At 50.2% G+C, this 20519-nt stretch carries 16 protein-coding genes; 10 read left to right on the forward strand and 6 right to left on the reverse strand.

Features of this window, described 5'->3' with window-relative positions; all coding sequences use genetic code 11:
• The first annotated feature begins 3 nt into the window (after positions 1 to 3).
• From FRZ59_RS17885 to FRZ59_RS17910, 6 genes are all read left to right on the forward strand, one after another.
• The gene (locus FRZ59_RS17885; RefSeq protein ID WP_132130435.1) at positions 4 to 339 is read left to right on the forward strand and encodes a DNA-directed RNA polymerase subunit omega; all 336 of its coding nucleotides are present in this window, start codon (positions 4 to 6) and stop codon (positions 337 to 339) included.
• 25 nt (positions 340 to 364) lie between these two features.
• Positions 365 to 1708 (forward strand): bifunctional phosphopantothenoylcysteine decarboxylase/phosphopantothenate--cysteine ligase CoaBC, encoded by a 1344-nt coding sequence (gene coaBC, locus FRZ59_RS17890; RefSeq protein ID WP_132130434.1) that lies wholly within the window; start codon positions 365 to 367, stop codon positions 1706 to 1708.
• A gap of 1 nt (position 1709) precedes the next feature.
• Complete coding sequence (porD, locus tag FRZ59_RS17895; RefSeq protein WP_132130433.1) at positions 1710 to 2642, forward strand: type IX secretion system protein PorD; 933 nt, start codon at positions 1710 to 1712, stop codon at positions 2640 to 2642.
• A gap of 11 nt (positions 2643 to 2653) precedes the next feature.
• A complete protein-coding gene (gene recN / locus FRZ59_RS17900) occupies positions 2654 to 4312 on the forward strand; it encodes a DNA repair protein RecN (RefSeq protein ID WP_132130432.1) in 1659 nt (552 codons plus the stop codon).
• Between the two features lie 511 nt (positions 4313 to 4823).
• Positions 4824 to 5099: a hypothetical protein gene (locus FRZ59_RS17905; protein ID WP_147698396.1), complete on the forward strand. Its 276-nt coding sequence runs from the start codon at positions 4824 to 4826 to the stop codon at positions 5097 to 5099.
• 16 nt (positions 5100 to 5115) lie between these two features.
• A complete protein-coding gene (locus FRZ59_RS17910) occupies positions 5116 to 5934 on the forward strand; it encodes an enoyl-ACP reductase FabI (RefSeq protein ID WP_132130430.1) in 819 nt (272 codons plus the stop codon).
• A gap of 109 nt (positions 5935 to 6043) precedes the next feature.
• On the opposite strand, the gene FRZ59_RS17915 is transcribed toward FRZ59_RS17910, so the two are convergent.
• A complete protein-coding gene (locus FRZ59_RS17915; RefSeq protein ID WP_132130429.1) occupies positions 6044 to 8593 on the reverse strand; it encodes an ATP-dependent Clp protease ATP-binding subunit in 2550 nt (849 codons plus the stop codon).
• Positions 8594 to 8839: 246 nt separating this feature from the next.
• The gene (locus FRZ59_RS17920) at positions 8840 to 10252 is read right to left on the reverse strand and encodes a S41 family peptidase (RefSeq protein ID WP_132130428.1); all 1413 of its coding nucleotides are present in this window, start codon (positions 10250 to 10252) and stop codon (positions 8840 to 8842) included.
• Positions 10253 to 10419: 167 nt separating this feature from the next.
• Here FRZ59_RS17920 and ettA point away from each other — a divergent pair, with 167 nt between their 5' ends.
• Positions 10420 to 12102, forward strand: a complete 1683-nt coding sequence (gene ettA, locus FRZ59_RS17925) for an energy-dependent translational throttle protein EttA (protein ID WP_132130427.1) — start codon at positions 10420 to 10422, stop codon at positions 12100 to 12102.
• 10 nt (positions 12103 to 12112) lie between these two features.
• Here ettA and FRZ59_RS17930 read toward each other — a convergent pair whose 3' ends face one another.
• Positions 12113 to 13360, reverse strand: a complete 1248-nt coding sequence (locus FRZ59_RS17930; RefSeq protein ID WP_132130426.1) for a metallophosphoesterase family protein — start codon at positions 13358 to 13360, stop codon at positions 12113 to 12115.
• Positions 13361 to 13507: 147 nt separating this feature from the next.
• Here FRZ59_RS17930 and FRZ59_RS17935 point away from each other — a divergent pair, with 147 nt between their 5' ends.
• A complete protein-coding gene (locus FRZ59_RS17935; RefSeq protein WP_132130425.1) occupies positions 13508 to 13981 on the forward strand; it encodes a ribonuclease H-like YkuK family protein in 474 nt (157 codons plus the stop codon).
• Here FRZ59_RS17935 and FRZ59_RS17940 read toward each other — a convergent pair.
• Complete coding sequence (locus FRZ59_RS17940; protein WP_132130424.1) at positions 13978 to 14235, reverse strand: hypothetical protein; 258 nt, start codon at positions 14233 to 14235, stop codon at positions 13978 to 13980. The two genes, FRZ59_RS17935 and FRZ59_RS17940, sit on opposite strands and share 4 nt — an antisense overlap.
• A 73-nt stretch (positions 14236 to 14308) precedes the next feature.
• Here FRZ59_RS17940 and FRZ59_RS17945 point away from each other — a divergent pair, with 73 nt between their 5' ends.
• Positions 14309 to 15205, forward strand: a complete 897-nt coding sequence (locus FRZ59_RS17945) for a class I SAM-dependent methyltransferase (RefSeq protein ID WP_132130423.1) — start codon at positions 14309 to 14311, stop codon at positions 15203 to 15205.
• A gap of 14 nt (positions 15206 to 15219) precedes the next feature.
• Here FRZ59_RS17945 and FRZ59_RS17950 read toward each other — a convergent pair whose 3' ends face one another.
• Both FRZ59_RS17950 and mnmL read right to left on the reverse strand, forming a co-directional pair.
• Positions 15220 to 15861 (reverse strand): hypothetical protein, encoded by a 642-nt coding sequence (locus FRZ59_RS17950; RefSeq protein WP_132130422.1) that lies wholly within the window; start codon positions 15859 to 15861, stop codon positions 15220 to 15222.
• A gap of 85 nt (positions 15862 to 15946) precedes the next feature.
• Positions 15947 to 16912 (reverse strand): tRNA modification radical SAM protein MnmL/YtqA, encoded by a 966-nt coding sequence (gene mnmL, locus FRZ59_RS17955; RefSeq protein ID WP_225975111.1) that lies wholly within the window; start codon positions 16910 to 16912, stop codon positions 15947 to 15949.
• A 38-nt stretch (positions 16913 to 16950) separates the two neighbouring features.
• On the opposite strand from mnmL, the gene FRZ59_RS17960 reads away from it, so the two are divergent.
• Positions 16951 to 20490, forward strand: coding sequence for a methylmalonyl-CoA mutase family protein (locus FRZ59_RS17960; protein ID WP_132130421.1), 3540 nt, complete (start codon positions 16951 to 16953; stop codon positions 20488 to 20490).
• Positions 20491 to 20519 lie beyond the last annotated feature (29 nt).

The raw sequence follows: 20519 nt of genomic DNA on the forward strand, positions 1-20519 counted from the left end.
CGCATGAATAATATCAAACCAACCATCCCTACCACTACTATTACCAGGGATGTTCGCAAGATGGATGCGAAAACAGACAACATTTACGAATCGGTTGTCATTATCAGCAAAAGAGCAAACCAGATCAGTTCAGCCATAAAGGAAGAATTAAGCGGGAAGCTGTCTGAATTCGCCTCTTCGACGGATAACCTGGAAGAAGTATTCGAGAACCGGGAACAGATAGAAATATCCAGGCATTATGAGCGGCTTCCGAAACCTACCCTGATTGCAACGGAAGAATTCCTTGAAGGGAAAGTTTATTTCCGGAACCCGCTTAAAGAGACTGAAAAAGAACTTTAAAGCTGTGTTAACACGGCAAACATGAATGCTCCGGCAAAAAAATATATTACTGGGCGTTTGCGGCAGTATAGCGGCGTATAAGGCCGCCGTACTTGTCCGGCACCTTGTAAAAGAAGGTGCGAACGTCCGGGTAATTATGACTCCTGCCGCTGCGGAATTCATCACACCACTCACCCTGGCTACTCTTTCAGGGGAAGCCGTTCTCAGCCGTTTCTCGGATCCTTCATCCGGCGCCTGGAATAACCATGTGGCGCTGGGAGCCTGGGCTGACTTGCTGCTTATCGCACCGGCCAGCGCAAATACCATCTCAAAACTTGCCGGCGGCGCCTGCGACAACCTCCTTACCGCCGTTTATCTTTCAGCGAAATGCCCTGTCTGCATCGCTCCGGCCATGGACCTGGATATGTGGAAGCATCCTTCCACTACGAATAATATTGCATTGCTGGAGCAATACGGGAACAGGATCATTCCGCCTGCTTACGGCGAACTTGCCAGCGGGCTTACCGGCGAAGGGCGGCTGGCAGAGCCGGAACATATCGTTTCCTTTATAGCAAAGGAGCTGGCTGCACCCGCGGAAAGCAGTACGGCGGCTACTGAGAGCGAAAACGCCGGACAGCCAGGCTCAGAAGGCATTCCTGCAGATATAACCGGGATACCGGCAATTGGCACAGGCATTCCGGCAATCGGTGAAGACTCAACGGCACAAAACAATCCTTACGGCAAACTAAAGGGGAAAAAGGTGCTGCTTACCGCAGGCCCAACTTATGAGGCCCTTGATCCCGTACGTTTTATCGGCAATCGTTCCACCGGAAAGATGGGCTTTGCGCTGGCTGAGGAACTGGCCGGCCAGGGAGCTGAAGTGGAATTAGTCAGCGGGCCTGTACTCCTGGAAACAAAAAACAGCGCTATTAACAGGACCAATGTCAGCACCGCCGCCGAAATGCATGAGGCCTGCATGAGGATTTTTCCCTCCTGCGATATCGCTATTCTATCGGCAGCCGTTTCAGATTATGTGCCGGCAACCGTTTCCAATGAAAAGATCAAAAAGGACGAAGGCTCCTTTTCGCTGAAACTTTTGAAAAGCAAAGACATTCTGGCTGAACTTGGTAAGCAAAAGAAAAACGGGCAGATACTGGTTGGCTTCGCATTGGAGACGAACAATGAACTGGAGAATGCAAGGGAAAAGCTGCGGAAAAAGAACCTTGACCTTATTATACTGAATTCTCTCCGCGATAAGGGAGCCGGTTTCGGAACAGAAACCAATAAGGTCACGCTGCTTCGCCCGGAAGGCGAGCCCTTAAGTTTTCCGCTGAAACTTAAATCAGAAGTAGCTAAAGACATTATTCAACACATCCAATCCCTTTTGTAACATGAAATGCAAACCCTTAAGCTGCCTGCTCCTATTTTTCCTTGCGCTCGCGGGCCCTGTACTGTCGCAGGATCTTTATTGCCGCGTCCAGGTGTCGCATCCTCAGATCCAGACCAGCGACAACAGCATTTTCCAGTCACTGCAGCAAGCCATTACCGACTTTATGAATAACCGGAAATGGACCAGCGATGTATTTGCCCCTCAGGAACGCATTGAAGCCAACATCATCATTACTGTTTCGGAGTGGGACGGGAACACGCGGTTTAAAGCAAGCGCCCAGATCCAGTCCTACCGGCCGGTTTACGGTACTTCCTATAACAGCCTGGTGTTTACGGTAAATGATGAGAACTGGGAATTCAATTATTCCGAACAGAAACCTCTTGAATACGCGCTGACGGGCCAGAACGAAAACCTTTCCCTGCTCCTGGCCTACTATGCGAACATCATTGCGGGGATAGACTATGATACCTTTTCCAACCAGGGCGGCAGCCGTTTTTTCCTAAGGGCCCAGAATATCGTCAACCAGGCCCAGAATAACGGCTCTACCGGCTGGCGCTCCTTTGAAAATACCCGGAACCGCTATTGGCTGGCCGAAAACCTGCTCAATACGGAATTGAAACCTATCAGGGAATTAATGTATATTTACCATCACCAGGGGCTGGACACTTTCTTTGAGAATATGCCTCAAGGCAGAAGTACGCTCCTGGAAAACCTGGAACTGCTGCGGCAGGCAAATCAAAACCGGCCGTCTTCCATGCTGCTCCAGTTATTTTTTACGGCAAAATCAGATGAAATAGCCAATATACTGAAACAAGCCGCTCCCGGTGAACGCTCCAAAGCCATTAACCTGCTGGTGGAAATTGACCCCTCCAACGCGGAAAAATACAGGTCGGCAAATACAGAAGAAGCCGGTTCAGTCTTTAGCGGCCAGTAACAAATTTACCTATGCTAACCCGCTTAGCCATTAAGAACTATACTATTATTGATGAACTCGGGATCAGCTTTTCCCCGGGCCTGAATATTATTACGGGGGAAACAGGCGCCGGGAAATCCATAATTATCGGCGCCCTGGGGCTTATCCTGGGAGATCGGGCAGATAAGAAATCGCTTCATACCGCCGCTGGAAAATGTGTGATCGAAGGCAGTTTTCAGATAGCGGCCTACGGCCTGCAGGACTTTTTCAGCGCAAATGACCTTGATTACGACGCGGAAAGCACCCTGAGGAGAGAGATCACGGCCGAAGGCAAATCAAGGGCGTTTATAAATGATACGCCTGTAACGCTTAACCAATTAAAGGAGCTTGGCGAAAAACTGGTTGATATACACTCCCAGCATCAAACAAGGCAACTTAACACTCCGGCATTCCAGCTCATGGTAGTGGACAGTTTTGCCGGGCACGAGAAAATGCTGCAGGAATACGGTGAAAAGTTCCGTGCTTACCGGAAACTGGAAGCCCGCTTAGAGGACCTGGAAGAGCGGGCCAGGACTGCCCGGGCGGAAACCGACTACCTGCAATTCCAGTTTGACGAACTGGAAAACGCCGCCTTACAGCCGGGAGAACAGGAACTGCTCGAACAGGAAATGCTCCGGCTAACGCATGCGGAAGAAATTAAAAGAAGCCTTTCGGGCATTGCTTATCTTTTAGAAGAAGGCGAAACCGCCGTGACCTCCCAGCTGAAGGAAGCCGCCAGGCAGCTTTCTTCCCTGGAACAATACAGCCACGAAATTACCCAGCTTAACCAGCGCATCAACAGCGCCCTGATTGAACTTAGGGATGTTTCGCAGGAACTTGATCTCATAAACGAACAAACCCTCCTGGACGAAGGCCGGCGACAGGAAGTGGAAGAGCGGATTGACAGGATCTATCGCCTGGAACAAAAGCATCAATGCGGCTCGGTGGAGGAGCTTATTGCCCGGCGGGAAGGCTTCAACGAAAGATTAAATAACATCTCGCACCTTGACGAAGAACTGGAATCCCTTCGCCGGCAGCTCGCCGGGGAAAGAGATGCGCTAACGGCGCTGGCCCGGCAGCTTTCCGCTAAGCGGGAGGCCGTGATCCCCGGGATAGAGGAACAGGTAAACACCCTCCTCAGGGAAACAGGGATGCCGGATGCCCGCTTTAAATTAACCCAGGAAAGGCTGCCGGAAGAAGCGCTCCGGGCAACGGGGATTGACCAGGTTCATTTCCTGTTCTCAGCAAATAAGGGGCACGGCATGGCCGAAATAAGCAAAGTGGCATCCGGCGGAGAGCTATCCAGGCTGATGTTCTGTATTAAGGGCCTGGCTGCCAGACACACGGCGCTGCCAACGATCATATTCGATGAAATAGATACCGGTATCTCGGGGGAAGTTGCATTAAAGGTTGGGAAACTGATGCAGGACTTTTCACGCCACCTGCAGGTAATCACGATCACGCACCTGCCGCAGATCGCCGGAAAAGGCAATACGCATTACTTTGTCTATAAAGAAAGCAAAGCGGATGCTACCTTTGCCAATATAAGAAAGCTGGAAGAGCAGGAACGGATCCGGGAAATCGCCAAAATGTTAAGCGGCGACAATCCCTCTCCTTCGGCCCTGAAAAATGCCCAGGAATTGCTGAAATAAGTAAAGGTTGGGCGGAATTGAGAGTTTGTTTGCCCGCCGCAGATTGCGGGATTTTGGCAGCCGCAATCGCTCAGGCTGATTTCGGGATCCCGGATGCTGCGCATCCACCCTCGAAAATCAAAGTTCGCTCTTTGCGGCTGCCAAAATCCTGCAAGGCCACACTCCGGGAACCTACGCTCCGGGAATGCGAGGCCAGAGTTACGGCCTGGCTGGCAAACTCCACCGGGCAACGCATCGGACGTCCTGGCGATCTCACCGGACCGAAGCCATTAGTGCTGTGTTAAGCGTGAACTTGCAGCACCAAGCCTTGGTATTTTTGGCCCGGGCGGCTTTAAAAAAAATTTCCGTAGTCACCGCTACGCAGATTTTTTTCGCATTGCCCGGAACAAAAATACCTGCAACTTATGCGACAGTTCACGCTTAACACAACACTAGCTGAAACTTTAAAAGCGGAAACCGGATTTTTTTTTGGAACTTTGAACCTTGAACTTAAAACCGTTGCGCAGCAACTTTGAACTTAAAACCGTTGCGCAGCAACTTTGAACTTGAAACTTTAAACTTTAAACCGTCGCGCAGCAACTTTGAACTTGAAACTTTAAACTTTAAACCGTTGCGCAGCAACTTTGAACTTGAAACTTTAAACTTTAAACCGTTGCGCAGCAACTTTGAACTTGAAACTTTAAACTTTAAACCGTCGCGCAGCAACTTTGAACTTGAAACTTTAAACTTTAAACCGTTGCGCAGCAACTTTGAACTTGAAACTTTAAACCGTTGCGAAGCAACTTAGAACTTAAAACAAAATAATGGCTCATCATCTCTTAGAAGGAAAAAAAGGAATTATTTTCGGCGCGCTTGACGAAAAGTCAATTGCCTGGAAAACGGCTCAGAAATGCGTTGCGGAAGGCGCGGAAATTGTACTCACCAATGCACCCATTGCCCTGCGTATGGGCGCCATTAATCAACTGGCGGAAGAATGCAATGCCCCCGTGATCCCTGCGGACGTTACCAGCCCGGAGGACATTCAAAATCTGTTCGATAAAAGCCTGGAACATTTCGGCGGAAAATTTGATTTCATTCTTCATTCTATTGGCATGAGCCTGAATGTGCGAAAGGGCAAACATTATACCGAAGCCAATTATGACTTTATGCACAAGACCCTGGATATCTCAGCCATTTCGCTGCACAGGGTATTGCAGGCCGCCCTGCAAAAAGATGCCCTCAACGAATGGGGTTCAGTAGTTGCCCTGAGTTATATCGCGGCCCAGCGTGTATTCCCGGATTACAACGAAATGGCGGACGCCAAGTCCTTGCTTGAATCCATTGCCAGGAGCTTCGGCTACCACTTAGGCAAACAGAAAAAAGTAAGGGTGAACACGATTTCGCAGTCACCCACTATTACTACCGCGGGCTCCGGGATCAAGGGCTTCGACGGCTTTTACAATTATGCGGATAAGATGTCGCCGCTTGGAAATGCCAGTTCAGACGAGTGTGCCGATTACTGCGTGACACTTTTCTCAGATTATACCCGCATGGTGACCATGCAGAATCTTTTCCATGACGGAGGGTTCTCTTTCACCGGAATGAATGAAGAAATCATACGCTCTTTAAGTAACGGCGAATAAACGCGGTTCTTAACAAAAGATAAGGGGTAGCAAGAACCCAGGCAAAACCCGGTACTTGCTACCCCTTATTTGCAATTAGCTAAAGCCTTGTTGCCTGACTCGCTAACAGCTATTTTGAACCTTCTTCTTCTTTCTTCTTTTTCTTCGACTTGCTTTCCGGAGGAGTGCCTCCGCCCTTTACCGTGATCTCATTCTTTTCCTTGTCGTAGCCTACTTCAATGGGATCGCCTTCGCTTAACTCACCTTTCAGTATCTCTTCGGCGATCGGGTCTTCCAGATATTTCTGGATGGCCCGTTTCAGCGGCCGTGCCCCAAAGCTTACGTCGAAGCCTTTTTCAGCAATAAACTCTTTAGCCTCATCGGTAAGTTTGATCTCGTAGCCCAGGTCAGTGATCCGGGTAAAGAGGCCTTTCAGCTCAATATCGATGATCTTAAAGATGTCTTCTTTGCCAAGGCTGTTGAAGATGATCACATCATCAATACGGTTCAGGAACTCCGGAGAGAAAGCGCGTTTCAGCGCTGTTTCAATTACTCCGCGTGCATGGCTTTCGGCGCCGGCGGTTTTGGCGGCGGTAGTAAAACCGACCCCTTGTCCGAAATCCTTCAGCTGCCGGGAGCCGATATTGGAAGTCATTATAATAATGGTGTTCCTGAAATCCACCTTCCGGCCCAGGCTGTCGGTAAGGACGCCTTCGTCCAGCACTTGCAGCAGGATATTGAATACGTCAGGATGAGCTTTTTCAATTTCATCCAGCAGTACCACGCTGTAGGGCTTCCGGCGGACTTTCTCCGTCAGCTGACCGCCTTCTTCATATCCTACATATCCCGGAGGCGCTCCAACCAGGCGCGATACAGAGAATTTTTCCATGTATTCGCTCATATCCAGCTGGATCAGGGAATCATCAGTATCAAACATAAAGCGGGCCAGCGCCTTTGCAAGCTCTGTTTTTCCAACTCCCGTAGCGCCGAGGAAAATAAAGGAACCAATAGGTTTTTTAGGATCTTTCAGCCCTGCCCTGGTCCTTTGTATGGCCTTGGTCAGCTTCTTGATGGCTTCGTCCTGGCCGATGATCCGGTCGCGCAACTCGCTATCCATGTTAAGGAGCTTATTACTGTCCGCCTGGTTCACGCGCTGCATGGGAATTCCCGTCATCATGGCCACTACTTCCGCCACGTTCTCTTCGTTGACCACATAACGCTTGGTCTTTGTTTCCGCTTCCCACTCCGCTTTGGCCCTGTCCAGTTCTTCCAGCAACTGCTTTTCGGTATCGCGAAGCTTGGCTGCCTCTTCGTACTTCTGGCTTTTGACTACCCGGTTCTTCTCTACCTTGATATCCTCGATCTTTTGCTCGATCTCCAGGATATTATCCGGCACGTGAATATTGTTCAGGTGTACCCTCGAGCCGGATTCATCCAGCGCATCGATAGCCTTGTCCGGCAAAAAACGGTCAGTAATATAGCGTGACGTAAGGCTTACGCAGGCTTCGATTGCTTCAGGAGTATAAGTTACGCCATGATGCTCTTCGTAACGGTCTTTTACCCGGTTCAATATCTCCACCGTTTCCTGCGGAGTAGCCGGTTCTACCATTACTTTCTGGAAACGCCTGTCAAGTGCGCCGTCTTTTTCGATGTACTGCCGGTATTCGTCCAGCGTAGTAGCGCCAATGCATTGGATCTCGCCGCGTGCCAGCGCCGGCTTGAACATATTGGAAGCGTCCAGCGAGCCCGAAGCTCCGCCTGCTCCAACAATGGTATGGATCTCGTCAATAAACAGGATCACGTCCGGCGATTTCTCCAGTTCGTTCATCACCGCTTTCATGCGTTCCTCGAACTGCCCGCGGTACTTGGTACCTGCCACCAGCGATGCCAGGTCAAGGGTAACCACCCGTTTGTTGAACAGCACCCTGGAAACCTTCCGCTGCACAATACGCAGGGCCAGGCCTTCAGCGATGGCCGATTTACCAACCCCCGGTTCCCCGATGAGGATGGGATTGTTCTTTTTCCGGCGCGCGAGTATCTGCGAAACCCGTTCTATTTCTTTTTCCCGGCCCACAATGGGGTCCAGTTTATTTTCTTCAGCCGCCTTGGTCAGGTCCCTCCCGAAATTATCCAAAACCGGCGTTTTCGACTTGGTATCCCCTACCTTCTTTCCGGAACCGTAAGACTCTTCTTCGCGGAAGCTCTCTTCATCCGAAGGGCTCTGAGGCGCTTCGCTGCGGATGCCCCGCTTATTGCCTTCTACTTCCGCTTTAAAAACCTCGTAATTAATGCCGAACTGGTTTAGCAGTTGGGAGGCTATATTGTCTTCGTCGCGGAGGATGGAAAGCAGCAGATGCTCCGTTCCAATGATCTCGCTCTTGAATATCTTCGCTTCCAGGTAGGTGATCTTCAAAACTTTTTCCGCCTGTTTGGTCAGCGGAATATTTCCCAGGTTTACCGTGGCGCCGCTGGTGCCTTTCACGGCATCTTCAATTGTCTTGCGTAACCGCACAATATCGATCCCCAGGCTTTTGATCAGCTTTATGGCAATCCCGTCCCCTTCCCGGATCAAACCCAACAGGAGATGTTCCGTTCCTATATAATCGTGACCTAATCGCAAAGCTTCTTCCCTGCTATAGGAAATCACGTCTTTTACTCGTGGTGAAAATTTTGCTTCCATTGAAACCCCTAAATAACACTTACCTTTATCAACGCCTAAGGTATTAAAATGTTTAAATAATACAACACAACAAAGCTATTCTTTCAACAATCAGGCCATGGGAAATTCTCCTCATTTCTCCTGACAAAATGCCATTCAGCTATCTCCCTGCTAACAAATATAAAAACAGGAAAAGCAGAATTCGCGGATGGAAGCCCAAGTGTAAAAATACTGTTGTATACAGCAGTATATTGATGCTCCGAACGGTTATTTTTGCGAAGGCAATTCCCAGGGTTTCACGAACATTTCCCCTGCCCCCGGTTTACGGTCCAGCGAGCTGCCGATCTCCTGCCCGTGTTGCGTTGCCAGCTTCCTTAAAGATTCTGCTGTCACCACTCCCCCCGAAATTTCGCTGAGGGCGGCGCTCAGAAAACTTTCATTCATATCTCCGAACGGCGCAAAGTTTTCCTCCACATTGATATCCGGTTCAAACCCCTCTTCAAAATCCGATTCCATCTGTGAATTATATATCTTATAGATAATCGGCTGAAGCCCGTACTTGATCCGCTCGTTTTCGGGAATATTCCTCCGCTGGTCAGTAATGGTGGTAGAAGCCACATTTTTACCCACTGTCACATCATCGCCAATCAGCGTCACTTCCATATAGGGCTTCAACCCATTAATGATCAATTCGCTGGCAGAAGCCGTGTTCGTGGAGACCAAAACATATAAACGATTAAGGGTACCCAGATTGGGCGGAGTTTCTCCTTCTTCATAGAAGATGCTCACGGGAAGCGCCATTAGTTCCTCCTCGTTATCCTCGTATATCGCGAATATCTTATCTTCCTGGTAGCCTTGCATGATGTAGCCGGCCAGCTTGGTGGCGGATGATACGGCCCCGCCAAGGTTATAGCGAAGATCAAGTATGAGTTCATTCACTCCGCCGGCTTTGAAGTTGCTGAAAATATCCTTCAGGGCCTGGTCATAGATCTCATCGGTATCATCCGCAGGACCTGGAATAAAGCTGTTATAGACCAAATAGCCGACCTTTCTTCCGCCGTGTTCGATTATATTATGATAATGTATCGGGTTTTCCTGTATCTCCGTCGCCTGCACGGTAACCGTTTCCTCAGTGGTGAAATTACCTTCTGCATCCAGCTGGCCTACCGCCAGTTCCTGGGGCTGTCCGGTATCAAAGAGGAGTTCGGTATAATTGCCGTCGGTCAGTTCCTCTCCGTTTACTTCTCCTATCCACATTCCCCGTTCAAGTCCTTTTGAGGCGGCGTCCGACCCGTCGTACGCATAAACCACCACAGCCGCAATGCGGTTATCGTTCGGATCATTGGTACGGTAATACAGCTTTACTTCATAACCAAAAGATTCAAATTTTCCGGACAGATTGTCAGAAAGCTCGTCACCGCTTTCCTGGATCCAGGAAAACCGGTCTTCGCTGCTGAGGATCGATTCGAAAAATTCCAAGGGATCCTGGTCCATATTCGGATTAGCCGGGATGTCGTCGTTCCAGTAATATTCCCGTTCCATGTTCACAAGTATCCAGTCATTTACCCGGCGGTTCTCCTTTACCTGGCCGGGAACGTCATCTTTCTGGCAGGAAGCGATAAGGGCTGCACAGCATAAGGCGGCCATCCACCGGCTGCTGCTTGTAAATATTCTCTTCATACATCTGAGGTATAAGCTACTAAAGTAAGAAAATTCAGCACAATTTACATGCCGTACAAAGGCCCGCTTTCTTCCTATATACGAAGCAAATCATAAATTAGTTTGTTGGGCCGGTCATTGCGTTTGTTAAACGAATGGCGTAGGTTTGCAGGTTCAATTTCAATAACATGGCAGACGAAAAAATCATCTTCTCAATGGCGGGAGTCAGCAAGACCTATCCCCCGAACAAACAGGTACTTAAAAATATTTATCTCTCGTTTTTCTACGGGGCTAAAATAGGTGTGATCGGGCTGAACGGATCCGGGAAATCTTCGCTGCTGAAGATCATCGCGGGCCTGGATACCGCCTACCAGGGAGAAGTGGTCTTTTCCCCGGGGTACAGTATAGGCTACCTTTCCCAGGAGCCGGAGCTGGATCCGGGCAAAACCGTTCGCCAGGTAGTGGAGGAAGGCGCCCATGAGATTATGTCCGTATTGAAAGAGTACGAAGAGATCAATGAAAAGTTCGGGCTGCCGGAAGTTTACGAAAACCCGGATGCAATGGAAAAGCTGATGAACCGGCAGGGAGAACTCCAGGATAAGCTGGAGGCCGCCGGCGGCTGGGAAATTGACAGCAAGCTGGAAAGAGCAATGGACGCCCTGCGATGCCCGGAACCCGATACGCTGATATCGGTACTTTCCGGCGGGGAACGCCGGCGGGTAGCTCTGTGCCGCCTTTTGATCCAGGAACCGGACGTCCTCCTGCTGGACGAACCCACCAACCACCTGGACGCAGAATCCATTGATTGGCTGGAGCAACACCTTCAGCAATATAACGGGACGGTGATTGCCGTTACCCATGACCGCTATTTCCTTGATAATGTAGCCGGCTGGATCCTTGAACTTGACCGCGGGGAAGGTATTCCCTGGAAGGGCAACTATTCGTCCTGGCTGGATCAGAAAGCCAAACGCCTGGCCCAGGAAGAAAAGCAGGAAACCAAGCGGCAGAAAACGCTGGAACGGGAGCTGGAATGGGTGCGGATGGCGCCTAAAGCAAGGCATGCAAAGTCCAGGGCGCGTCTTGCCAATTACGAAAAGCTAGCCGGCCAGGAAGCCCGGGAAAAAGAAGAAAAACTGGAATTATTTATTCCTTCCGGGCCACGCCTTGGAGATAAGGTGATTGTCGCTGAAAACGTATCCAAGGCTTACGGCGATAAATTATTATTCGAAAACCTGAATTTTATGCTGCCCCCGGCGGGAATCGTGGGCATCATCGGCCCCAACGGTGCAGGAAAGACTACATTGTTTAAACTGATCACCGGCCAGGAAAAACCGGATACAGGTTCCCTCAGCATCGGCCAGACAGTAGCCCTTGCTTATGTGGACCAAACCCATGATGACCTGGACCCGGAGAAAACCGTTTGGGAAAATATTACGGGAGGTCATGAAACCCTGATGCTCGGCAGCCGCCCGGTGAATTCCAGGGCCTATGTTTCGCGCTTCAATTTCAATGGGGCCGACCAGCAGAAAAAAGTGAACGTACTCTCAGGCGGTGAACGTAACCGGGTACACCTGGCCATTACCCTGAAAAAGGATGCTAACGTACTCCTCCTGGACGAACCGACCAACGATATTGACGTAAATACACTGCGCGCGCTGGAAGAAGGGCTGGAGAATTTTGCAGGCTGCGCCGTGATCATTTCCCACGACCGCTGGTTCCTGGATCGCATTTGTACGCATATCCTCGCTTTTGAGGGCAACTCACAAGTGTATTTCTTTGACGGCAATTACACGGAATACGAAGAAAACCGCAAAAAGCGCCTGGGCGATGATACGCCCCACAGGATCAAATACAAGAAGCTGACAAGCTAGGGTGCAAGTACTAGCGCTGCGTTAAGCGATATTCGCCGGCAATGCTCCCGTCATCAAGGAGCATTTGCACATGCAGTTCCTCGTTGCCCGCCCGCCCTTTTATCAGCGTACGGACACCGCGGCCTTCGAACCCGGGACCTCCCCCGATCATGATCGGAAAATGATGGTCCTCGTTGGCATCGTGTGTCTTGTAACGATGGGTATGCCCGGAAAGCTGCAGGTCAAACTTTCCTTTGTTCATCAGGGGGCCAAAAACTTTCCGGCAATGAAGCGTACCATGCCAGTCGCCCGAATGCCAGGGAGAGATATGGATAAGCGCCACCCGGAAGGCGGCCTTTTTAAATTCCCGGCTTTCTATTTCTTTTTCCAGCCAGCGCGCTTGTTTCTCCCGGTAACGGTCATAAGATACCAGGCCTGAATATTCTTCGGAACTGTCCTCCTTGTCTTCGCCTGAATCCAGTACTACAAACCGCACCGGGCCCTGTGAAAAAGCAAAGTAACAGTTCCCGCCCGGATAATTGAAGTAGTCGAACATTTGCCGGGCGTACTTTCCTCTTGGCTCATGATTACCCTGTACCATAATAAAAGGTGTACTGCTGGCAAACAGGCTGGCGCTGGGCTCCAGCAGGTTTTTGATGATCATGGGTTCGTCATCCACCCAGTTAAAGGAATCCCCGTTGTATACCACAAAGTCATAGTCCTTTTCCGGCGCCAGCTTCCCCAAAAGTTCCGAAATATTCTGCGGACGCTCATGCAGGTCATTGAACACGGCAAAACGTACCTCCTTCTCTTCACCCGAAAGCGTTTTAAACTCAAACGGCCCCTGTTCGATGGTTTCCCCGAAGGTAATGCTGTATGGTTTGAACACCGTTATCTCAGTAGACACTACTTTATACTGATAAGGAGTGCCGGGCTTCAAGCCTTCCAGCGGAATATTATTTATCCGGTTATTTGCCTGTATAAGCCCGTTTTTCTCGGAAAAGAATTTCCTGGGTGGTTTTCCCTCTTCATATAGCTCTACCCAGTTAAAGCTGCGGCGGGAATTGATCCACATGATATTGACGGAATCAACGGACAGATGCTGCAGATAGGGAGCTGTTAAAAAGGTGTTGGGGCCTTCCGGCAAACCTTCCGGTGCGTCCGCCCCAGGGAGGGCCTCCGCTGCCGGAACCGCAAAGGCAGCAGCAGGCATCAGGCCAAGGAGTCCGGCGGTTGAAATATTCTTTAAAAAGTCTCTTCTTTTAATGTCTTCTGTCATGGCTCGACAATGGTTTAGTGTATCGCTGAATCAAAAATGCAAATTAATTTTGTAAAGCCGCGACAGAGAGCCGGGCTTCACCGTTTCTTCATGATTTTTTAATACAAACCTTCCGGATTAAGCGAAGAATACATTACCTTAGTATCTATGGCCTGGAGAAAATTTAACGGAGAACAGGTCCATTTTGCCATCACTGACGAAGTGGAAACCGCCCTTGAACGGGAAATACAGGCAGGGTTTCGATTGAAAGTCTGCATAGGTACCGATTCACAGGTAAAAAACGGCATCACCGAATTTGCTACCGTTATTGTTTTCCTTCGGGAACGCCGGGGCGGCTTTATGTACATTCACCAGGAACGCACCAGGAAGAAAATGAGTATCCGGGAGCGTATGCTGAACGAGGTACAGAAATCTATTGAAGTTGCCTATTCGCTCTGCGATCTGCTTGATCTATACGATGTGGACATGGAAGTACATGCAGATATCAATACGAACCCCCAGTTTAAATCCAACGCCGCCCTGCATGAAGCAATGGGGTATATTCTGAGCATGGGCTTTGTCTTCAAGGCAAAACCGGAAGCTTTCGCCAGCAGCTGCTGCGCCAATAAGATCGTTAATTAATTGATAAAAAACACGATTCCCAGAACCGAACTTATTATAGCGATTAACTGCACCAGCCCTACGCCGTAGACCGATGTCAGAATGCCGGACCGGAGCTTTTCCAGGTCTTCCTTGGTCGCATAAATCTCCTTCCTGAAGTCAAGCTGCTGTTTCATTTCATCCTTTAAATAACCGACCATCGTTTCTGCTTCATTTTCTCCAAGCTTGTTTTTCAATGCCTGGAACAATTGGATTTCTCTGGTAGTAGCTATCATGGCAGATATAGGTTTGTCTAGCAAATCTAAAAAAATTTCCGCTTACCTTTACGGGAAAATACAAAAAAAATTAATGCAGCATACCGTTCATAAAAAATGCCCCGTTTGCGGAAGCAGCAGGATCCGGCACGACCTGAAGTGCAGGGATCACCTGGTTTCCGGAATGGTCTTTCCTGTTGACAAATGCCTTGATTGCGGCCTGGGCTTCACCCAGCATATTCCCTCCGGAGACGTCATGGGAACCTTCTATAAATCTGAAAATTACGTTTCTCATACTGATACCCGGAAAGGGATGGTGAACCAACTTTACCACCGGGTGCGGACAATCATGCTCTCACGCAAGCAAAAACTCGTTGAACAATATACCAGGGAGCGAAAGGGAAAATTGCTGGACATCGGCTGCGGCACCGGCTATTTTATCAGCCACATGCAAAAGGCCGGATGGGAAGTCCACGGCGTAGAGCCTGACCCCGATGCAAGGAAGCTGGCCGAGAAATTAATCAAACAGCCCGTAAGCGATGTTGAAGGGCTTTTTCAGCTGGAAAATGCCGGCGCAGACGTAGTCACCATGTGGCATGTCCTGGAACACGTGGAAGACCCGGCGTCTTATTTGGCCCGGATCCACGCCCTCCTGAAAGACGGGGGGTATTTTATAGCCGCAGTCCCTAACCACCAGAGCTTTGATGCCAAGGTGTACAAGGAATACTGGGCCGCCTATGACGTTCCCCGCCATTTATGGCATTTCAGCCCTGATTCCATCAGGAAACTTACCGAAGCGCAGGGCTTCCGCCTGGTAGGAAAACAACGGATGCCCTTCGACTCCTTTTATGTATCCATCCTGAGCGAAAAAAACAAAAAACGCAGCTTTGCCCTGTTCCTCGGCGCCGTTAACGGAGGCCTCTCCTACCTGCAAAGCCTGGTAAATATTAACAAATCCAGTTCACTGATCTATATTTTCAGGAAGTACTGAAGTTTGGCATTCCCTTAAAGCGCCTCTTCGTTCTTCACGTGTGTCCGGAGATGGCGCTCTAGCTTTGTGTATATACTGTCTTTGAAAAGATAGGTATCAGGGCCCTTGATGAACTTTACGTCGCCCCGGTTATAGGCCATAAGGCTGTAATCCACCTGGGTTGTATCGCCCCGGCTGGTGATGGTCAGGTATTCAAAATCTGAAAAAGAGGAGGCGCCGCTTGGACGCAGGTAGCAGTCCTGTTTAAGTACCGTAGCTGCTACGGGATCACCGGGGAAATAATTTTTTATGAGTTCTTTATGCGCGTCCGAACCTTGTTTGCCAAGCCCCAGCGCGGTGGTTAACTCACAGGTTTCTCCGTGACAATTTGTTCCTCCCATTGCAGCGTAAAAAGCAGCCAGCGCCCTGAGCGGCTCGTTCAATCCGCTGATCACGTCCGGGTCAAGCCTGCCGGGGACCGTATCGGTATCCAGGATGAGTTGATAGACAGCATTTGTTGCTGCCGGCCTGTTTGTTTCAGCATCAATACTTTCGTTTGCCCCGGCTAAGGTTTCGCTCTGCGCAGCGCCACCGCTTCCGGCCGTTTTATCATTTTGCCCCGGCCCGGCGCAGGCAGCCAGAAGTATCATTCCGAAAAAGTAACCAAGTCTTTTCATTTTTGAATATCTGTGATCTTCCTGTAAAATAGGAAACAATTTGAAGAAACACGAATACGGTATGAAGCAACCAGGGGAGGCGGCTTCAACAGGCCGGAAGGAAGGCGCTTCCCTGGCGGACGCCGGCGGACTCCAGCGAATTATCGATGAAAGCCTGGATCTCTGAGCGTTTCAGCTTCCATTGAGGGGCGATCAGCAGGTTTTTGTCGGCAAGGCCGAAGAGACGCTGAATGACCACATCTTCGCGGAGAAGGGGAATAAATTCACAGATAAAATCGGTGTATTCTTCGAGGGAAAACAGCTTAAAGGGGTTTCGCTTATAATGTACGCCCATGATAGAACCTTCTACGATATGCAGGTGGTGCAGTTTTATGAAACGGATCCCGGGGAAATTATTGATTACTTTCGCGTAGCGAAGCATCATTTCCCGGCTCTCCCAGGGGAACCCGAAAATGGTGTGGACGCACACGTCAAGGGGGCTGTGTTCCAGTAAGCGGAGCGCATTCTCCAGGTCGGCATGGGTGCATCCGCGGTTAATGCGGCCGAGGGTTTCGTCATAAATGGATTCCATTCCCATTTCCAGGTCCACGTCTACTCTTTCGGCATAAGATTCCAGCAGGGCAATCTTCTCCGCGTCAAGGCAGTCCGGGCGGGTGCCTACCGATAAGCCCACCACATCTGCGGAATTTACCGACAAGGCTTCGTCGTACAACACTTTCAACTCCTTAGCCGGGGCGTAGGTATTGGTATTGGGCTGAAAATAAATGATGAACTTTTCGGCCTTGTAGCTGTGCCGGGCTCGTTCCATTCCCTTTTCCACCTGCTCGGCAAGAGAAGGAAGGTGACGGGCGGCGTCGGGAGTAAAGGAATCCACGTTGCAATATGTGCAGCCTCCGAAGCCTTTTTTCCCGTCGCGGTTGGGGCAGGTAAAGCCGGCATCCACAATAACCTTATATACCTTCTTCCCGCCGTACTTTTGCCGGAGATAGCTTCCGTAATTATTATATACTTTTTTACCCTGCTCCATTCCCTGCAAAGGTAAGGAAAGCATTCGGCCATATCACGGCTTTTTTCATAGTTTTGTAAAGCATGAAGCCGGAAATATACAAGCCGAAAAATATAATACGGATCGTCACCGCCGCGTCCTTATTTGACGGGCACGACGTAGCAATCAATATTATGCGGCGGATCCTGCAGGCCTCCGGAGCGGAAGTGATCCACTTGGGCCATAACCGCTCGGTAGAGGAAATTGTGAATTGCGCTGTCCAGGAAGACGTGCAGGCCATTGCCATTACTTCCTACCAAGGCGGGCATAATGAATTCTTTAAATACCTGTTTGACCTTCTCCGGGAAAAAGGCGCCGGCCATATTTTGGTTTTTGGAGGAGGGGGAGGGACCATCCTGCCCGAAGAAATAGCCGAGTTGGAAGCATACGGCATTACCCGAATTTATTCTCCTGATGACGGCCGGAAGATGGGCCTGCAGGGAATGATCGATGATCTGCTGCGCAAATGTGATTTTCCTCCCGGAAGCAGAAACACCGGAAGCAATAATACCGGAAGCAAACACAGTAGAATACCGGAAGATCTTTCAACGGCGGAGCCCGGTAAAACCGCACGGCTTATTACCGCCATTGAAAATCAATGGGATCACGCAGGAACACCGGGTAATGCAGGAACACCGGGTAATGCAGGAACACCGGGCAATACAGGAACACCGGGTGATGCAGGCACGAAACCGACGGCCGGGCTCACACCCAATGCGGGTAAAAAAACAATCCCGGTGATTGGCATTACCGGCACCGGCGGGGCCGGAAAATCTTCCCTGACCGATGAGCTGGTGCGGCGTTATCTGAATGATTTCCCGGATAAGACCATTGCCATTATTTCCGTAGATCCCTCGAAAAGAAAAACAGGCGGCGCCTTGCTCGGGGATCGCATCCGGATGAACGCCATTGATAACCCCAGGGTATATATGCGATCGCTTGCCACGCGTGAGTCCCATATTTCCCTTTCGCGGCATATACAGGAGATCATTGACCTTTGTAAGCTCGCGGGATACGACACCATCATTGTAGAATCCTCCGGTATCGGCCAGTCGGATACGCAGATCGTGGAACATTGCGATGTCTCGCTTTATGTAATGACCCCGGAATTCGGGGCGGCTACGCAGCTTGAAAAAATAGACATGCTTGATTTCGCCGATCTCGTGGCTATTAACAAGTTCGACAAAAGGGGCGCTGATGATGCTCTCCGCGACGTAAAAAAGCAGTACGTCCGCAACCGCGGCTTGTGGGACGCCGCCACGGAGGATCTTCCGGTTTACGGAACCATTGCTTCCCAGTTCAACGACCCGGGCATGAATAATCTTTACCTCGCCATCCTGGAAAAGATCGGGAGCGTAAGCGGCCTGCGCTTTACCTCCGCGTTGGCCAAAAACCCGGGCGGCGCAAAAAAAATCTATGTTATTCCGCCCCAATGCAGCCGCTACCTGGCAGAGATCGTGGAAAACAACAAGGAATATGACCAGTGGGTAGAGGAACAATGCGCTATTGCCCGGCAGCTGTACCAGTTGAGCGGAGCTATGGAACTGTTAAAAAACGACCGGAAGGATAATGAAAGCCCGGCAGAAAATCTGGCGGAAAGACCGGCGGAAAATCTGGCGGAAAACCCAGCTGAAAACGCGCATGCCGAAATTTCGGCGCTTTACGGCCGCCTGAACGAAAAACTGCACCCGGAATGCCGGAAACTGATCGAATCCTGGCCTTCAATGCAGGAAAAATATGCTGCGGACGAACTGATCTATAAAGTGCGCGGCAAAGAAATACGTCAGCCGCTCAGCAGCCTGTCGCTCTCTAATCTCCGGATCCCGAAAATTGCTTTGCCGGAGTATCGAGATTGGGGCGATTTGCTGCGCTGGCAGCTTACTGAAAACCTGCCGGGAGAATTTCCTTATACCGCCGGCGTATTTCCCCTGAAACGCCAGAACGAGGATCCCACCCGCATGTTTGCCGGAGAAGGAGGCCCGGAACGTACCAATAAACGTTTTCACTACCTGGCGCTGGAACAGCCGGCCCAGCGCCTTTCTACCGCTTTCGACTCGGTGACGCTTTATGGGGAAGATCCGCATCCGCGGCCGGATATTTATGGGAAAATAGGTAATTCCGGAGTTTCTGTCGCTACGCTGGACGATTGCAAAAAGCTCTACTCAGGTTTTGACTTGTGCAAGCCCTCTACTTCGGTTTCCATGACCATCAATGGCCCCGCACCCATGCTGCTCGGCTTTTTTTTAAATACCGCCATTGACCAGCAGTGCGAAAAATACATTCTGGCAAATGGACTAGAAGAAAGCGCCAGGGAAAAGATCCGCGGCATTTATGAAGAAAAGGGCCTTCTTCTCCCCGCTTATCATCCTACGCTACCTGAAGGGCATGACGGGCTGGGCCTGCTGCTGCTGGGCGTAACCGGTGACCAGGTACTCCCGGAGGACATTTACCAAAATATAAAAGAACAGACGCTTTCCACTGTACGGGGGACCGTCCAGGCCGATATCCTTAAAGAAGACCAGGCACAGAACACCTGCATCTTTTCTACTGAGTTCGCGCTGCGGATGATGGGCGACATCCAGGAGTATTTTAGCCGTAATAAAGTAAAGAACTTCTATTCGGTTTCCATTTCCGGCTATCACATCGCCGAAGCGGGTGCGAACCCCATTACCCAACTGGCATTCACCCTCGCCAACGGGTTCACCTTCGTGGAATACTATCTCAGCAGGGGCATGCACATTGATGATTTTGCTCCCAATCTTTCTTTTTTCTTCTCAAATGGAATTGACCCGGAATATTCGGTTATCGGCCGGGTAGCCCGCCGCATCTGGGCAAAGGCCATGAAGTACAAATACAAAGGAAATGAGCGCTCGCAGAAACTCAAATACCATATCCAGACCTCCGGCCGCTCCCTGCACGCACAGGAAATTGATTTCAACGATATTCGTACTACATTACAGGCTTTATACGCGGTCTACGATAACTGCAATTCCCTGCATACCAATGCCTATGATGAAGCCATTACCACCCCGACAGAAGAATCGGTCCGCAGGGCAATGGCTATTCAGCTGATCATCAACCGGGAACTGGGCCTGGCAAAAAATGAAAACCCGCTGCAGGGCGCCTTTATCATAGAAAAGCTTAGTCACCTGGTGGAAAGCGCCGTATATGAAGAATTTCAGCGCCTGTCGGAACGCGGCGGTGTCCTTGGCGCCATGGAAACCATGTACCAGCGCGGCAAGATCCAGGAGGAATCCCTGCATTATGAAGCGCTGAAACACAGCGGGGAATACCCGATCATCGGCGTAAACACCTTTCTCAACAGCCAGGGCTCCCCTACTATCCTCCCCCGGGAAGTGATCCGCGCAATGGAACCCGAAAAGCAATTCCAGATCCAGGCCCTGGAAGCATTTAAACACCGGAACCAACATGCGGCTCCCATGCAGCTGGAAAAGCTAAAGTCAGCCGCCCTGCAGAACCGCAACACCTTCGAAGAACTGATGGAAGCCTGCAAAGTTTGCTCCCTGGGCCAGATTTCGACCGCTCTCTACGAAGTCGGCGGACAGTATCGCCGTAATATGTAACCAGCCATAAATTGGATAAATTTTCGTGT

It is taken from the genome of Anseongella ginsenosidimutans (genome assembly GCF_008033235.1).
GTDB lineage: Bacteria > Bacteroidota > Bacteroidia > Sphingobacteriales > Sphingobacteriaceae > Anseongella > Anseongella ginsenosidimutans.

What these genes read in the sequence shown, in the direction of transcription:
- FRZ59_RS17885 (WP_132130435.1), top strand. Translation starts at nt 4, where the DNA reads ATGAATAATATCAAACCAACCATCCCTACCACTACTATTACCAGGGAT.
- coaBC (WP_132130434.1), top strand. Translation starts at nt 365, where the DNA reads ATGCTCCGGCAAAAAAATATATTACTGGGCGTTTGCGGCAGTATAGCG.
- porD (WP_132130433.1), top strand. Translation starts at nt 1,710, where the DNA reads ATGAAATGCAAACCCTTAAGCTGCCTGCTCCTATTTTTCCTTGCGCTC.
- recN (WP_132130432.1), top strand. Translation starts at nt 2,654, where the DNA reads ATGCTAACCCGCTTAGCCATTAAGAACTATACTATTATTGATGAACTC.
- FRZ59_RS17910 (WP_132130430.1), top strand. Translation starts at nt 5,116, where the DNA reads ATGGCTCATCATCTCTTAGAAGGAAAAAAAGGAATTATTTTCGGCGCG.
- FRZ59_RS17915 (WP_132130429.1), bottom strand. Translation starts at nt 8,593, where the DNA reads ATGGAAGCAAAATTTTCACCACGAGTAAAAGACGTGATTTCCTATAGC.
- FRZ59_RS17920 (WP_132130428.1), bottom strand. Translation starts at nt 10,252, where the DNA reads ATGAAGAGAATATTTACAAGCAGCAGCCGGTGGATGGCCGCCTTATGC.
- ettA (WP_132130427.1), top strand. Translation starts at nt 10,420, where the DNA reads ATGGCAGACGAAAAAATCATCTTCTCAATGGCGGGAGTCAGCAAGACC.
- FRZ59_RS17930 (WP_132130426.1), bottom strand. Translation starts at nt 13,360, where the DNA reads ATGACAGAAGACATTAAAAGAAGAGACTTTTTAAAGAATATTTCAACC.
- FRZ59_RS17935 (WP_132130425.1), top strand. Translation starts at nt 13,508, where the DNA reads ATGGCCTGGAGAAAATTTAACGGAGAACAGGTCCATTTTGCCATCACT.
- FRZ59_RS17940 (WP_132130424.1), bottom strand. Translation starts at nt 14,235, where the DNA reads ATGATAGCTACTACCAGAGAAATCCAATTGTTCCAGGCATTGAAAAAC.
- FRZ59_RS17945 (WP_132130423.1), top strand. Translation starts at nt 14,309, where the DNA reads ATGCAGCATACCGTTCATAAAAAATGCCCCGTTTGCGGAAGCAGCAGG.
- FRZ59_RS17950 (WP_132130422.1), bottom strand. Translation starts at nt 15,861, where the DNA reads ATGAAAAGACTTGGTTACTTTTTCGGAATGATACTTCTGGCTGCCTGC.
- mnmL (WP_225975111.1), bottom strand. Translation starts at nt 16,912, where the DNA reads ATGCTTTCCTTACCTTTGCAGGGAATGGAGCAGGGTAAAAAAGTATAT.
- FRZ59_RS17960 (WP_132130421.1), top strand. Translation starts at nt 16,951, where the DNA reads ATGAAGCCGGAAATATACAAGCCGAAAAATATAATACGGATCGTCACC.